Here is a 15641-nt window from a genome sequence, read left to right as displayed (position 1 = left end):
CCGACCCGCCCGCCCCGTCACTCACGAGGAGCAGCAACCGTGATCCCCCTGTCCTACGCCCAGCGTCGGCTGTGGTTCCTGAACCGGCTCGAGGGTGCCTCCTCGGCCTACAACGCCCCCGTGGTGCTCCGGCTGGGATCGATGCCCGACCCGGCGGTGCTCGAAGCGGCGGTACGGGACGTGGTGGAGCGGCACGAGGTGCTCCGTACCGTCTACCCGGCCCGGGACGAGGAGCCGTACCAGCAGATCCTCGACGACGTCGACGTGCGCTTCGAGGTGGAGGAGTGCGCGGCGGGCGAGGACGTGGAGGCCCGGGCGACGGCGTTCGCCCGGCTCCCCGTGGACGTGACGCGCGAACTCCCCCTCCAGGTGAGGCTGTTCAGGGTGACGGACGGAACGGCCGTTCTCGTCCTCCTCGTGCACCACATCGCGACGGACGGCTGGTCGGTGGGCTGCCTGCTCGCCGACCTCGACACCGCCTACCGCGCCCGCGGCGAGGGCCGCGCCCCCGGCTGGGAGCCGCTGCCCGTCCAGTACGCGGACTACGCGCTGTGGCAGCGGGACATGCTCGGAGACCCCGAGGACCCCGACAGCACCGCGCACGAACAACTCGCCCACTGGCGCAAGGCCCTGGACGGCATCCCGGCCGAGACGCGACTGCCCGCCGACCGACCCCGGCCGACGGAGCCCAGCCATCGGGGCGCGATGGTCACGGCCGAGCTGGACGCCGGAACCCACCGGGCCCTCACCGCCGTCGCACGCGCCCGGCGGGGCACGTTCTTCATGGTGGCCCGCGCCGCCCTGGCCCTCGCCCTGCGGGCGGCGGGCGCGGGGGACGACATCGTGGTCGGCACGGCGGTGGCGGGCCGGCCCGAGGAGGACCTGCACGAGCTCGTCGGGTTCTTCGTGAACACCCTGGCCCTGCGCACGGACCTCTCCGGGGACCCCGGCCTCGGGGCGCTCGTGGACCGCGTCCGCGAGACGGACCTGGTCGCGTTCGCCCACGAGGACCTGCCGTTCGACCTCCTGGTCGAGGACCTCAACCCCGAACGCTCCCTAGGCCGCCACCCGTTCTTCCAGGTCATGCTGAGCGCGCAGACCCGGCGGGAGGACGCGACCGTCCGGCTCGGGACCGTCCCCGCCGTCCTCGACGACGCGGACCTGGCCACCGCCAAGTTCGACCTGAGCTTCCACTGCCAGGAGAGGGCCGACGGCGGCGGGGTGCTCCTCGGACTGCAGTACGCGACGGACCTGTACGACGAGGACACCGCACGGATCCTCCTCACGCTCTTCCGGCGCGCGCTGACGGCCTTCGCGGAAGAGCGGGACAGCACCCCTCTCAGCCGCGTCCGGCTCCTCACGGACGGCGAGCGCGACGCCCTCGACCGCCGCCACCGGGCCCTCGCCGAGGAGCCACGGCCCCGCACCGCGGGCGAGAGCGAGCGGACCGGGACCCGCTCCGTCCGGGACCCCCGCGAGGAGATCCTGAACGGCCTGTTCGCGGAGATCCTCGACCGGGACGACGTACGCCCCGGGGACAACTTCTTCAAGCTCGGCGGACACTCCCTGCTCGCCGGCAAACTCACCAACCGCATCCGAGGGGCTCTGGGCCTCCAGGCCGCGATCCGCGACGTCTTCCTCGCCCCGACCCCCCGGCAGCTCCTTCGCCGCCTCGGCGAGCGGGGCACCGGCCCCCGCCGCCCGGCCCTGCGCCCCGTGCCGGACGAGCACCGCCCCGACCCCGTCCCCCTGTCGTACGCCCAGCGCCGGCTGTGGTTCCTCAACCGGCTCGAAGGCTCCTCCCCGGCGTACAACGCGCCCATGGTGCTCCAGCTGGAGGCCCAGCCCGACGCGGTCGTCCTGGAGGCGGCCGTACGGGACGTGATGCACCGTCACGAGGTGCTGCGGACGGTCTATCCGGTACGGGACGGAGAGCCGTACCAGTGCGTCCTCGACGTGCCGGAGCCGCGGGTCGAGGTCGAGGAGTGCGCCGCGCCTGAGGAAGCGCAGGCGCGGGCGACCGACTTCGCCAGGATCCCGCTGGACGTGACGAGCGAACTGCCCCTCCGCGTACGGCTGTTCCAGGTGGCGGACGGAACGGCGGTCCTCGTCCTCTCGGTGCATCACATCGCGACGGACGGCTGGTCGGTGGGCTCCCTGCTCGCCGACCTCGACCGCGCCTACCGGGCCCGCGCCGAGGGCCGTGCCCCCGAGTGGGAGCTGCTGCCCGTCCAGTACACCGACTACGCCCTCTGGCAGCGCGAGCTCCTCGACGGCGAACACGGCGTCCGCGACGACCAGTTGGCGTACTGGCGCAAGGCCCTGGACGGCATCCCGGCCGAGACCCGGCTGCCCGCCGACCGGCCCCGGCTCACGGAACCCAGCCACCGGGGGGCCGTGGTGACGGCCGAGGTGGACGCCCTGGTCCACAAGGCGCTCGCCGGTGTCGCCCGCAGCAGCCGCGCCACCTTCTTCATGGTCGTCCGGACCGCGCTGTCCCTCGCCCTCCGGGCGGCCGGCGCAGGCGAGGACGTGGTCGTCGGCACGGCGGTGGCGGGCCGGCCCGAGGAGGACCTGCACGCGCTCGTCGGCTTCTTCGTGAACACCCTGGCCCTGCGCACCGACATGACCGGGGACCCCACCCTCGCCGAGCTCGTGCGGCGCGTACGGGACGGGGACCTGGCGGCCTTCGCCCACGACGACCTGCCGTTCGACCTCCTCGTCGAGGACCTCAACCCCGAACGCTCCCTCGGCCGCCACCCCTTCTTCCAGGTGATGGTCAGCGCGCAGACCGCACAGGACACGACCGTCCGCCTCGGCGGCATCTCCGGCGAGGCGGACGGCGCCGACCTCGCCGGAGCCAAGTTCGACCTCTCCTTCCACTGCGTCGAGACGCACGACACCGACGGCGAACCCGGGGGAGTGCTCCTCGGGCTGCAGTACGCGACGGACCTGTACGACGAGGACACCGCACGGATCCTGCTCGCGCTGTTCCAGCGCGCCCTGACGGCCCTCGCCGAGCGGTCCGGCGACACGCCGCTGAGCGAGGTCGACCTGCTCACCGTCGAGGAGCGCCGGGGGCTCGACCGCCGGCACGACGCCCTCGCCCGCGCCCTCGCCGAACGGAGGACATCCGGCGACGGACGGGGAACCAGGACGGGTTCCGCGGCGGATCCCCGAGAGGAGATCATCCGCGGCCTGTTCGCGGAGATCCTCGACCGGGACGACGTACGCCCCGGGGACAACTTCTTCAAGCTCGGCGGACACTCCCTGCTCGCCGGCAAGCTCACCAACCGCATCCGGGGCGCCCTCGGCCTCCAGGCCGCGATCCGCGACGTCTTCCTCGCTCCGACCCCCCGGCAGCTCCTCCGCCGCCTCGACGAGCGGGACGACGGCCCCGCCCGCCCCCCGCTGCGACCCGTCCCCGACGCGCTGCGGCCCGCACGCGTCCCGCTGTCGGCCGCTCAGCTCCGCCTCTGGTTCCTGGGCCGGCTCGAAGGCCCCAGCGCCACCTACAACATTCCCGTGGTGACCCGGCTGCACCGCCCCGTCGACCCGGCCACGCTCGCCGCCGCCCTCGCGGACGTCGCCGGCCGACACGAGGTGCTGCGCACCGTCTACCCGACGGCGGGCGGGGAGCCGTACCAGCAGGTGCTCGCCGGCGCGACGCCCGTGCTCCAGGAGATCGGCGCCGACGGCCCGGACGCACTGCGCGCGGCCGTCGACGCGGCCGCCGGACACGTCTTCGACCTGGCCACCGAGATCCCCTTCCGGGCCTCGCTCGTGACGGACGGCGACGGCGGCCAGACCATGGTGCTCCTCGTCCACCACATCGCCGGCGACGGCTGGTCGACGGGCTGCCTGCTCGCCGACCTGGACACCGCCTACCGGGCTCGCGCCGGGGGCCGGGCCCCCGACTGGGAGCCGCTGCCCGTCCAGTACACCGACTACACCCTCTGGCAGCACGAGCTCCTCGACGGCGAGCACGGCGTCGCGGGCGAACAACTGGCCCACTGGCGCGAGGCCCTGGACGGGCTGCCGCCGCTCCTCGCCCTGCCCACCGACCGGCCGCGCCCCGCCGAGACCGACGGCGCCGGCGCCCTCACCGCCTTCGAGGTGAGCGCCGTCACCCACCGGGCCCTGCTGCGCGTCGCCCGGAGCAACGGCGCCACCCTCTTCATGGTCGTACAGGCCGCCCTCGCCGCCCTCCTCACCCGGCACGGCGCGGGCACCGACCTGGCGGTCGGCACCACCGTCGCCGGCCGCGCCGACGACGCCCTGCACCCGCTCGTCGGCTTCTTCGTCAACACGCTGGTGCTGCGCACCGACACCTCCGGCGACCCCGACTTCACCGAACTGGTCCGCCGGGTCCGCGAGTCCGGACTCGCCGCGTACAGCCACCAGGACCTCCCCTTCGACCGGCTCGTCGAGCACCTCAGCCCGCACCGCTCCGCCGCGCACGCCCCGCTCGTCCAGGTGATGCTGCAGGTGCACGCGGCGGCGAGCGGGGCCGGGACCCCGTCCGTCCTCGACGGCGAACCGGTCGCGTTCAGCGCGGTGGGCGCCAAGTCCGACCTCACCTTCGCGCTGACCGAGCTGGTCGACGCCGACGGCGGACCGGCCGGCCTGCGGGGCGCCCTGGAGTACGCCACCGCGCTCTACGACGCGGACACCGCCGCTCTCCTGGCCCGGCGGCTGACCGAGACCCTCGACGCGTTCGCCGCCGACCCCGGCACCGCGCTCTCCGGCCCGTCGTACGGCCCGGCGGCCCCCGCCGACAAGGCCGTGGTCCTGGACGAACGGGGACGCCCCGCGCCGGTACGGGTGCCCGGCGAGGTCCACGAGCGGACCCCGGGCGGCGGCCTGCGCACCACCGGCCGGCGGGCCTTCGCCGAGGCGGACGGGTCCCTGCGGCCCGTGGCCGTGCTCACCGTGGGCGGCTACCCGGTCGAGCCGGGCCATGTCGAGGACGTGCTCGGCCGGCACCCCGACGTGACGGGAACGGCCGTGGCCGTCCGCGACGACCGCCTGTACGCGTACGTCACCCGCGTCCCCGGCGGCGCCGACGAGGCGACGCTGCGCGGCTGGGCCGCCGAGCGGCTGCCCGAGTACCTGACCCCCGCCCGCGTCGTCCTGGTGACCCGGCTGCCCGCGCCCGGCGCTCACGCCGACGCGCCCGTCGAGGCGGTGACGGAGGTGGGCCCGGACGGCCGGGAGGAACGCCTCCTCGGGGTCTTCCGGGACGTCCTCGGCGGACGTCCGATCGGCCGGGACGACAACTTCTTCAAGTCGGGCGGGCACTCCCTGCTCGCGGTCAGGCTCCTCAACCGGATCCGCGCCGAGTTCGGCCAGGACCTCACCCTGCGGGACGTCTTCCGCAACCCGACGGCGGCTTCCCTCGCCCGCCGTCTGGCCGAGCCCGCCGCCGACCCGAACGCGCCGGCCTCCCGCCCGGCCGCCGCCCCGGCACTGCGCCGCCGCACGGCGGCGGGAGCCCGCCGCCCCAACTGAGGGCCCTCGTTGTGGGCGGCGCCCGCCTGGGGCGGCGCCTCAGCCCACCCCGTTGTGGGCATGCGTTCCGCCGGGGCGCCGCCACCCCCGTTGTGGGCGGCGCCCGCCCGGGGCGGTGCCCTCGTCGCCCTCGTTGTGGGCAGTCGTTCCGCTGGGGCGGAACGGGTGGGCACAACGGACCCGCGCCCTGCCGGTGCCAGAGGCTTCCGCGCCTGAACCCGCACCGGGAGCGCGCCGCGGCGGTGGTGCGGGTCCAGGCGCGGAACGCCTGGGCCCGGCTGGGGGCGCCGTCCCGTGTGCCCACCCGTCCCGCCCTGCGGGACGATTGCCCACACGGCAGCGGGTGCGGGCCCACACGGCAGTGGGGCGACGCCCAGCCAGGCGCGGCGTCGCGCGGGGCCTGGCGCGGCCCCACACGGACCGGTACCGGGGTCGGTGTCGTACCCACCGGCAGCTCCGGCCGTACGCCATCTGCCGATCGGAGCTGCCGGGCCGACTGCCCCGAGCGGCAGGGCCGCGCGCCTAGCGTGAAGGGCACGGAGGCGAGAGGAACCGTTCGCCCCGGTCTCTCGGCCCTTTACCGGAGGAACTCAGCATGCCCCCCAGCAGAACGGAAGACCTGCTCGACGGCGGACCCTCTCCCGCCCCCGCGCCGCCCGTGCTCGACCTGATCGCCCACCAGACGCGTACCCGCCCCGACGCCCCCGCCCTGGTCCACGCCGACGCCCGCCTCACCTACGCCGAGCTGGACGCCGCCGTACGGGACCGGGCCGGGGAGCTCGCCGCGCAGGGCGCGGGGCCCGGCCGGCTCGTCGCCCTCCACCGGCCGCGCGGCATCGACGCCATCGTCGGTCTGCTCGCCGTTCTCTGCACCGGCGCCGCCTACCTGCCCCTCGACGTCCAGGCCCCCGACGCCCGCAACGAGGCGATCCTGAAAGACGCCTGCGGCGACCTGGCGCCCGGCCCGGCGGAGGTCGCCCGGCACGGCGAGCTCGTCCTCGGAGGCCCCGGCGCCGGAGAGGGCGCGGCCTACGTCATCTACACCTCCGGTTCCACCGGCACCCCCAACGGCGTGGTCGTCGCCCACGACTCGCTCGCGCACTTCATCGCCGGTGCCACCCCCGCCTACGGCATCGGGCCCGACGACGCCGTCCTCCAGTTCAGCCCGCTGCACTTCGACGCCAGCATCCAGGAGATCTTCACGACCCTCGGCGCCGGCGGCACCCTCGTCCTGCGCACCGACGACATGCTCGACGTGGCCGAACTCCTCGCGGGCTGTGCCCGGCACGGCGTCACCTACCTCGACCTGCCCGCCGCCTACTGGCACGAGCTCGTCTACGTCCTCACCACCGGCTCCGTCGCCCTCCCCGAGGGCCTGCGCACCGTGATGATCTACGGCGAGGCCGCCCTGCCCGAGCGCGTCGCCCAGTGGCGGGGCCTGGTCGGCGACCGGATCCGCCTCCTCAACGGCTACGGCCCCACCGAGACCACCGTCGTCGCCACCGTGGCCGACCTCAGCCGCCACGACGCCGGACCCATCCCCATCGGCCGGCCGCTGCCCGGCGTCCGCGCCGCCGTCGTCGACGGCGAACTGTGGCTGCTCGGCGGCGGCCTGACCCGCGGCTACCTCCACCGGCCCGAACTGAACGCCCGCCGCTTCACCGAGCTCGACGGCGAGCGCGCCTACCGCACCGGCGATCTCGTCACCATCGGCGAGGACCGGCAGATCCTGTACCACGGCCGCCTCGACGACGAGGTGAAGATCGGCGGCCAGCGCATCGACCCCGCCGCCGTCGACTCCGTCCTCGCCGGCCACGCCGCGGTCCGGGAGGCCGCCGTCGTCGCGCAGCAGGACGGCGACGGCGTCAAGCGGCTCGTCGCCTTCGTGGTGACGGAGGGCGGCACGGGCGCGGAGGAGCTGCGCGACCGGGTACGCGCGCGCATGCCCGCCGCCGCCGTGCCCGCGGTCTCGATCGTCGTCGCCCTGCCCCGTACCAGCTCCGGCAAGATCAACCGCAAGGCGCTGCGCACGGCCGACCCGCGCCTGCCCGTCGTCCACGAGGAACCCCTGCCCGCCGAGGACCGCGTCCCGCTCTCCCACGCCCAGCGCCGGCTGTGGCTGGTCGGCCAGCTCGACGGCCCGTCCGCCGCCTACAACATGCCGATCGTCCTCGACCTGGAGACGGCCCCCGACCGGGCCGCCCTCGCCGCCGCGGTGGCCGACCTCGCCGAACGGCACGAGGTGCTGCGCACTGTGTTCCCGGCCCCCGACGACGAGCCGTACCAGCACGTCCTCGCCCCCACCGCCGTACGGCTGCGCACCGTCGAGTGCCCGGCGGGGGAACGCGCCGAGCGGGTCGCCCGGTTCACCGCCGAGACCTTCGACCTGTCCCGCGAACTCCCGCTGCGCGTCGCCCTGTTCCTGCCGGACGACGGCCCCGGCGCCACCCTGGCCGTCCTGCTCCACCACGTCGCCGGCGACGGCTGGTCCCTCGAACCGCTGATGACCGACCTCGCCCACGCCTACGCCGCGCGCGCCGAGGGCCGCGCGCCCGAACGCGAGCCGCTGCCCGTCCAGTACGCCGACTACACCCTCTGGCAGAACGACCTCCTCGGCGAAGCCGACGACCCCGACTCCCTCGTGGCCCGGGGCCTCGCCCACTGGCGTACGGCCCTGGACGGCCTGCCCGCCGCCACCGACCTGCCCCTCGACCGGCCCAGGACCGCCGTCCGCGCCCACGACGGCGGCCTGGTGACCGCCGCCGTCGAACCGGCCGTCCACGCACGGCTCGTCCGCCTCGCCGAGGAGCACGACGCCAGCCTGCTCATGGTGGCGCAGGCCGCCCTCGGCCTCGCCCTGCGCGCCGCCGGCGCCGGAGAGCACACCGTCCTCGGCACCCCCGTCGCCGGACGCGACGACGAGGCCCTCGACGAGCTCGTCGGCTTCTTCGTCAACACCCTCGTCCTGCCCACCGACACCAGCGGCGACCCCGCCTTCACCGACCTCCTGCACCGGGTCCGCGACACCGACCTCGCCGCCTTCGCCCACCAGCGGCTCCCCTTCGACCTCCTCGTGGAACACCTCAACCCGCCCCGCACACCCGGCGTCCACCCGCTCTTCCAGGTGATGCTCACCCTGCGGACCACCGGCCCCGACGGCGGGCCCTTCCACCTCGGCGCCATCCCGGGCCGCTTCGCCGGCGAAGGACCGGCCACCACCAAGTTCGACCTCACCGCCGCCTTCGAGGAACTCCGGGACGCCGACGGCGCCCCCGCCGGACTCCGGCTCGGCCTGGAGTACGCGCGCGACGTACTCGACGAGGACACCGCCCGCATCCTGCTCGCCGCCCTGGAGCGCGCCCTGCGCGCCGCCGCCGAGCACCCCGAGGCCCGGATCCGGGACAACGGCCTCGTCGACCCCGCGACCCGGCACGCCCTGGACGAACGGCGCGCCCGCACCGCCGCGCGCGCCGCCGAGGCGACCGCACCCACGCGTGCGGAGCCGCCCGCCCCGCACACCGACACCCTGCGGGAACTCTTCGCGGAAGTACTCGGCCTCGACCAGGTCGGCCCCCACGAAGGCTTCTTCACCATCGGCGGCCACTCCATGAGCGGCGTACGCCTCGCCAACCGGATCCGCGCCCGCCTCGGCGCCGACGTCCAGGTCCGCGACCTGCTCCTCGCGCCCACCCCGGACGCCCTCGCACGCCGCATCGCCGACCGGTCCACCACGCCGGAGACGGGCGGCGTCCCGGAGCCGGTACGCCCCCGCCCGGTGCCGCGCGCGGACCGGCCCGCACGCATCCCCCTGTCGTACGCCCAGCGCAGGCTGTGGTTCATCGACACGCTCGAAGGGCCCAGCGCCTCGTACAACATCCCCCTCGTCCTCAGGCCGGCGGAACCCCTCGACGCCGTCGCCCTCGCCGAGGCCCTCACCGACCTCTCCGACCGGCACGAGGTGCTGCGCACCCGCTACCGGAGCGTCGACGGCGAACCCCACCAGGAGATCCTGCCCGCCGTCCGGCCCCCGCTCGACGTGCGGTCCGTACCCGCCGGGCGGCTCCAGGCCACCGTCGCCGAAGCCGCCGGACACGTCTTCGACCTGGCCGAGGAGACGCCCCTGCGGGCCACCCTCGTCACCCCCGACGACGGCGGCGGACAGGTCCTCGTCCTGCTCGTCCACCACATCGCCGCCGACGGCTGGTCCACCGGCCCCCTCCTCGCAGACCTCGGCACCGCCTACCGGGCCCGCACCGAGGACCGGGACCCCACCTGGCGGCCACTGCCCGTCCAGTACGCCGACTACACCCTCTGGCAGCGCGACCTGATCGACGGCCCGGCCGCCGCCGCCCACCTGGAGTTCTGGGAGAGGACCCTCGCCGACGCCCCCGCCGTGTTCGAGCTCCCCTCCGCCCGCCCCCGCCCCGCCGAGGCCACCCACCGCGGCGGACGCGCCCCCGTCACCGTCGACGCCGCCACCCACCAGGCCCTCGAAGCCGTGGCACGGCGCAGCGGCGCCACCCTGTTCATGGTCCTCCAGGCCGCCCTGGCCGCCGTCCTCACCCGGCACGGCGCGGGCACCGACCTGCCGCTCGCCACCATGACCGCAGGACGCGACGACGAATCCCTCGGCGACCTGGTCGGCTTCTTCGTCAACACCCTCGTGCTGCGCACCGACACCTCCGGCGACCCCACCTTCACCGAACTCCTCGACCGGGTCCGGCAGACCGACCTCGCCGCCTACGGGCACCAGGAGCTCCCCTTCGACCGGGTCGTCGAGCACCTCAACCCGCTCCGCACCACCGCCCACCACCCGTTGGCCCAGATCGTCGTCCAGCTCCACCACGACTACACGGGCGACGCCGCCGGCGCGAAGGGCCTCTTCCAGGAGGGCGGGCCGGCGCTCCTGGACACCGTCTCCACCAAGTTCGACCTGACCTTCGCGATGGAGGAGCGGCGGGACGCCGAAGGGCGGCCGATCGGGCTCGCGGGCGGCCTGGAGTACGCCACGGACCTGTTCGACGCCCCCACCGCCGCGCTGCTCGCCGCCCACCTGGAGCGGACCCTGCGGGCAGCGGCCGCCGACCCCGGCGTACGGATCGGGGACGTGGACCTGTTCACCGCCGCCGACCGGTTCCGCCTCGTCAGCGAGTACAACGACACCGCGGCCGTGGTCCCCGGCGCCCCGGAGACGATCCACGAGCTGATCGCCCGCCGGGCCGCGCGCACCCCCGACGCGCCCGCGTTGATCACCGACGGGGAGACCGTCGGCTACGGAGGACTCGACGCCCGCGCCGGCGCGCTGGCCGCCCGTCTCCGGACCGCCGGCGTGCGCCGCGGCGACACCGTCGGCGTCCTCCTCGAACGCGGCGTGTCCCTGGTGGTGACGGCCCTCGCGGTCCTCAAATGCGGCGCCGCCTACCTGCCCCTGGACCCGCGGCTTCCCGAGGCGAGGATCCGGCTGATGCTGGAGGACGCCGGGGTCCGGCTGGTGGCGACCGACGAGGACCACGCCGGGGTGCGCGGGTTGGCGGCCGACGCGGACCATGCCGGGGTGCGCGGGTTGGCGGCCGACGCGGACCATGCCGGGGTGCGCGGGTTGGCGACCGACGAGGACCACGCCGAGGTCCAGCTGGTGGCGACCGACGAGGACCACGCTTCCGTCGTGGTCGTCCCGGCGCTCCTGCTCGTGGACGCGCCCGACGCCGGGGAGCCCCTCGCCGAGGACGTTCCCGCCACCGGGGACGACCTGATGTACGTGATGTTCACGTCCGGGTCGACGGGCCGCCCGAAGGGCGTCGGCGTCACCCACCGCAACGTGGTGGAGCTCGCCCGCGACCGCGACGTCCGTGCCGGGGGACCGCACCGGATGCTGGTCCACTCGGCGACCGGGTTCGACGCCTCCGTCTTCGAGATCTGGGTGCCGCTCCTCAACGGCGGCAGCCTCGTCCTCACCCGCGGCGACGGCACGGACCTCGCCGAGACCGCCCGCGCCGTCCGCGAACACGGCGTCACCACCGCCTACTTCACCGTCGGCCTCTTCCACGTCATGGCCGACGAGGGCCTGGACACCCTGAGACTCCTGCGCGAGGTGTGGACCGGCGGCGACGTCGCCAACCCCGCCGCCGTCCAGCGCGTCCTCACCCACTGCCCCGACACCGTCCTGGTCCACTCCTACGGCCCCACCGAGACCACCTTCGCCTCCCACAACCAGTGGTTCGGCACCGGCGAACGCGCCCTGCGGGGCGCCGGACTCCACCTCGGCCGCCCGATGGACAACACCCGCAGCCACGTCCTCGACGACGCGCTGCGACCCGTCCCGCCGGACGTCCCCGGCGAGCTGTACATCGCCGGCGCGCACGTGGCCCGCGGATACGTCGGCCGGGCCGGGCTGACCGCCGAGCGGTTCGTCCCCGACCCGTTCGAACGGGACGGCAGCCGCATGTACCGCACGGGCGACCGCGTGCTGTGGACCCCCGCCGGTGAACTCCGGTTCCTCGGACGGGCGGACGGCCAGATCAAGCTGCGCGGCGTACGGATCGAACCCGGCGAGGTCGAGCGGACCCTCGCCGCGCATCCCTCGGTCGGCCAGGCGCTCGTCGTGGTCCGCGAGGACCGGCCCGGCGACAAGACCCTCGTCGGCTACGTCGTCCCCCGCAAGGACACGGCGGTCACCGGGGCCCGACTGATCGCCGAGCTGCTCGCCGAGGCACGGACCGCGCTCCCCGAGCACCTCGTGCCCTCCGCCGTCGTCGTCCTCGACGCCCTGCCGCTCACCGTCAACGGCAAACCCGACCGCACGGCGCTCCCCGCCCCGCACCGCCCCGCCTCCGCCGAGGGCGGACGGCAGCCCCGCAACGCCCGCGAGGAGGTGCTGTGCGCGCTGTTCGCCGAGATCCTCGACGTGCCCCGCGTCGGCATCGACGACAACTTCTTCACCCTGGGCGGCCATTCGCTGCTCGGCGTCCGCCTTGTCAACCGCGTCCGTTCCGTCCTCGGCATCGAGCGCACCGTCCGCGACCTGTTCCGCCTGCCCACCCCCGCCGGACTGCTCGGCTCGCCCGAGGACGACGGCACGGCCGCCGCCCTGGGCGTCCTGCTCCCGCTCAGCACCCGTGGCACCCGCCGCCCGCTGTTCTGCGTCCACCCCGGCACCGGCGTCGGCTGGGCCTACGCGGGCCTCGCCCGCCACCTGGGCGACGACCAGCCGCTGTACGCGCTGCAGGCCCGCGCGCTGAGCGAGCCCGGCCACCGGCCGCGCAGCGTCGAGCAGATGGCCGACGACTACCTGGAGCAGATCAGGCGGGTACAGCCCTGGGGCCCGTACCGGCTGCTCGGCTGGTCGTACGGCGGCCTCGTCGCCCACACCATGGCCGTACGGCTCCGCGAGGCGGGCGAGCGGGTCGAACTGCTCGCGCTGATGGACGTCCACCAGACCGGACCCGGCAGCGTCTCCGTGCTCCCGCCCGAGGCGAGGGCCGAGAAAGCGCGGGACCTCGCCACGGCGATGGCGGAGATCCGCCGCGAGGACCCCGTCCTCGCCGGGTTCTCCGACGCCGAACTCCGGGCCGTGCTCCGCGCCTCCGAGACCCACGCCGCACTCATGGCACGGCACGTGCCCGGCGTCGCCGACACCGACACGGTGTTCTTCACCGCCCGCCGGCCGGGGGAGCGGGAAGGCGCCCTCGCCGCCACCTGGATTCCCTTCACCGAGGGCGTCATCGACAATCACACCGTCGAGTGCGGCCATCTCCAGATGGCCGAACCGGAACCTCTCGAAACAATCGGAAGAATTGTCGCGGAGAAACTCTCCGCACTTCAGAAGGAAGAAACGAGGAGCCAGTCATGAGCGAGTCCGTCAACCCGTTCGACAACGCCGAGGGCACCTTCCACGTCGTCGTGAACGACGAGGGCCAGCACTCCCTGTGGCCCGCCTTCGCGGACATCCCGGCTGGCTGGACCAGCGTCTGGGGCGCCGGGAACCGCGCCGAAGCCCTGGAGTACATCACCGCCCACTGGACCGACATCCGCCCGCGCAGCCTCGTCGCCCAGTACGCCTGAACACGTACGGTCCGAACACATAAGGCCCGAACGCGTAAGGTCCGAACACATAAGGCCCGAACACATAAGGCTTGACGCGCCCTCGACCGAAGCGCCGTGCCCCGCAGCCGATGCGGGGCACGGCGCTTTTCCCGTGGGGAAATCCCAGAACGAAAGTGCCGGTCCTTGCTGCCGGTCGTACTTCCCCTTCCGGAATCCCCGGAAAATTATCCTCGACCCATGAAGATACTCCTGAGCGGAACCGCATCGGATTCCCACACATGGAATCTCGTGTACCTCCGTCTCTTCCTCCAGGAACAGGGCCACCAGGTCGTCGGGCTCGGTCCCTGCGCCCCTGCCGAGCTGCTGCTCGCCGGCTGTCTGCGGCACGCGCCCGACGCGGTGGTGCTCAGCAGTGTCAACGGGCACGGCTACCGCGACGGACTCGCCGCCGTCCGCCGACTGCGCGCGGAACCCGCCCTGGCCGGCCTCCCCGTGGTGCTCGGCGGCAAGCTCGGCGTCGCCGGACACCGCCAGGAGGCGGACGTGGCGCGGCTGACCGAGGCCGGCTGCGACGCCGTGCTCGGCGAGGACCTGGACGCCCTGCGCGAGTTCCTCGCCGCACGCGCCCGCAAGGAGGTGCCGGCTTGACCGCCCCGGCCCCCGCCCCCGACTTCGGCCGTTTCGTCGCCGCGTCCGCGGCCGCCGGCCGGCTCGTCGTCCAGCCCCGCATGGGCTTCGGCGACCCCGGCCGCATGCGGGCCGGGCTCGCCCGGACCAGGGCCGCCACCGCCCACACCGCGGGCACCCTGACCGTCGACAGCTACACCCGCGTCGGCGACCTCGCCGCCGCCCGCGCCGCCGTCGCCGAGGGGAGCCGCCTCAACGGCTACCCGATCGCCGCGCACTCCCCGGCCACCACCCGGGCCGTCCTCGACGGGCTGTTCGACGCGGACTTCCCCGTACAGGTCAGGCACGGCTCCGCCCGCCCCCTGGCCATCGTCCGGGCACTCACCGCGGCCGGCCTCGACGCCACCGAAGGCGGCCCCGTCTCGTACTGCCTGCCCTACGGCCGCACCCCCCTGCGGGAGTCCGTCACCGCCTGGGCCCGCGCCTGCGAACTCCTCGCCACCGGGGCGCGCCCCGGAGCCGTACCCCATCTGGAGAGCTTCGGCGGCTGCCTGCTCGGGCAGCTCTGCCCGCCCGGCCTCCTGGTGGCCACGAGCGTCCTGGAGTGCCTGTTCTTCATGCAGTTCGGGCTGCGCAGCGTCTCGCTCAGCTATGCCCAGCAGACCGACCCGGCCCAGGACGAGGAGGCCCTGCGCGCCCTGCACCGGCTCGCTGCCGAATTCCTGCCCGACGGCATCGACCACCACGTCGTCCTCTACACCTACATGGGCGTCTATCCGCGCACCGAACAGGGCGCCACCCGCCTCCTGGAGGCCTCCGCCCGCCTCGCCGTGCGCTCCGGCGCGGGCCGCCTCATCGTCAAGACCACCGCCGAGGCCCATCGCCTCCCGACCGTCGAGGAGAACGTCCGCGCCCTGGAGACCGCCGCCGCGGCCGCCGCGCTCGCCGGACCCCCGGCCCCGGATCCTGCGGCCGAAGGAGGCGGTGAGGTGTACGAGGAGGCCCGCACCCTCGTCGAGACCGTCCTCGGCCTCCACCCCGACCTGTCCCGGGCCCTGCCGGCCGCCTTCGAACGAGGGCTGCTCGACGTTCCCTTCTGCCTCCATCCCGACAACGCCGGCCGCTCCCTCGGGTTCGTCGACCCCGGGGGCCGGCTCCGCTGGGCCCGGACCGGCGCGATGCCGATCCGCCCGGACGCGGCGGCCGACGCGGCCCCCCTCACCTCGGCCGGCCTGCTCGCCGCCCTCCACCACGTCGCCGACCGGTACGACAGCCCCCGGCACCGCGACAGGGACAGCCACCGCGACAGCGGCGAAGGCCACGACCGCCCGCAGGCCACCCCGCTCACCGTCTGAGCCGCCCCCGAACGCGCCCACGCCACCCCGAGGACGCCCACGCCGCCCCGAACGCACCCAAGACGCCCCGACAACACCCACGCCGCCCCGAACAGGAGCCCCGTC

5 protein-coding genes are annotated in these 15641 nt (G+C 75.0%); all 5 read left to right on the top strand.

Annotation, left to right across the window (positions count from 1 at the left end; all coding sequences use genetic code 11):
- Positions 1 to 39 precede the first annotated feature (39 nt).
- Positions 40 to 5511 carry a condensation domain-containing protein gene (locus SVTN_RS01975; RefSeq protein WP_078908146.1) on the top strand — a complete coding sequence of 1824 codons (5472 nt, stop codon included), beginning with the start codon at positions 40 to 42 and terminating at the stop codon, positions 5509 to 5511.
- Between the two features lie 595 nt (positions 5512 to 6106).
- Positions 6107 to 13360, top strand: a complete 7254-nt coding sequence (locus SVTN_RS01970) for a non-ribosomal peptide synthetase (RefSeq protein ID WP_041127519.1) — start codon at positions 6107 to 6109, stop codon at positions 13358 to 13360.
- The gene (locus SVTN_RS01965) at positions 13357 to 13572 is read left to right on the top strand and encodes an MbtH family protein (protein ID WP_041127518.1); all 216 of its coding nucleotides are present in this window, start codon (positions 13357 to 13359) and stop codon (positions 13570 to 13572) included. The genes SVTN_RS01970 and SVTN_RS01965 overlap by 4 nt, the downstream gene beginning before the upstream one ends.
- 219 nt (positions 13573 to 13791) lie before the next feature.
- A complete protein-coding gene (locus tag SVTN_RS01960) occupies positions 13792 to 14202 on the top strand; it encodes a cobalamin B12-binding domain-containing protein (RefSeq protein WP_041127517.1) in 411 nt (136 codons plus the stop codon).
- A complete protein-coding gene (locus tag SVTN_RS45295) occupies positions 14199 to 15536 on the top strand; it encodes a methylaspartate mutase (protein WP_041127516.1) in 1338 nt (445 codons plus the stop codon). The genes SVTN_RS01960 and SVTN_RS45295 overlap by 4 nt, the downstream gene beginning before the upstream one ends.
- The last annotated feature ends 105 nt before the right edge of the window (positions 15537 to 15641 follow it).

This window comes from Streptomyces vietnamensis, from assembly GCF_000830005.1.
In the GTDB taxonomy this organism is placed as follows: Bacteria; Actinomycetota; Actinomycetes; order Streptomycetales; family Streptomycetaceae; genus Streptomyces; species Streptomyces vietnamensis.
This window is presented reverse-complemented; position numbering and strand designations above follow the sequence as displayed.